The organism is Blautia caccae, assembly GCF_040095955.1.
GTDB lineage: Bacteria > Bacillota > Clostridia > Lachnospirales > Lachnospiraceae > Blautia > Blautia celeris.
On sequence record NZ_JBBMFP010000095.1, the window covers coordinates 1 to 823 of the forward strand.

The following is an 823-nucleotide window of genomic DNA, read 5'->3' on the forward strand; positions in this document are numbered from 1 at the left end:
TGTGCTCTCCACACGTGTCCCCACAGTTCTGTCATATCGCAGTACAGGAATCTCAACCTGTTGTCCATCGGCTACGTCTTTCGACCTCGCCTTAGGCCCCGACTTACCCAGGGCAGATCAGCTTTACCCTGGAAACCTTAGATATTCGGCCACAAGGATTCCCACCTTGTTCTCGCTACTCATTCCGGCATTCTCTCTTCAATGCAGTCCACAGCTCCTTACGGTACTGCTTCTTCCCGCATTCAATGCTCCTCTACCAATGACTATGTCATTCCTCAGCTTCGGTGTCGTGTTTCAGCCCCGGACATTTTCGGCGCAGGACCTCTCGACCAGTGAGCTATTACGCACTCTTTGAATGGATGGCTGCTTCTGAGCCAACATCCTGGTTGTCTTTGAAATCCCACATCCTTTTCCACTTAACACGCACTTTGGGACCTTAGCTGGAGGTCTGGGCTCTTTCCCTTTTGACTATCCAACTTATCTCGTATAGTCTGACTCCCGGTAATCGGTTCGATGGCATTCGGAGTTTGATATTCTTCGGTAGGCTTTGACGCCCCCTAGGAAATTCAGTGCTCTACCTCCATGAATCTATACCGAGGCTAGCCCTAAAGCTATTTCGAGGAGAACCAGCTATCTCCGGGTTCGATTGGAATTTCTCCCCTATCCACACCTCATCGCCACCCTTTTCAACGGATGTGCGTTCGGTCCTCCACTACCTCTTACGGCAGCTTCAACCTGGACATGGATAGATCACCCGGTTTCGGGTCTGCACATACTGACTCTGGCCCTGTTCAGACTTGGTTTCCCTACGGCTCCGCGTCTT

The 823-nt window shown here is 51.3% G+C and carries 1 rRNA gene; it reads right to left on the reverse strand.

Annotation, left to right across the window (positions count from 1 at the left end):
• Nucleotides 1–823 (reverse strand): 23S ribosomal RNA (locus WMO65_RS26365); the annotation flags it as partial.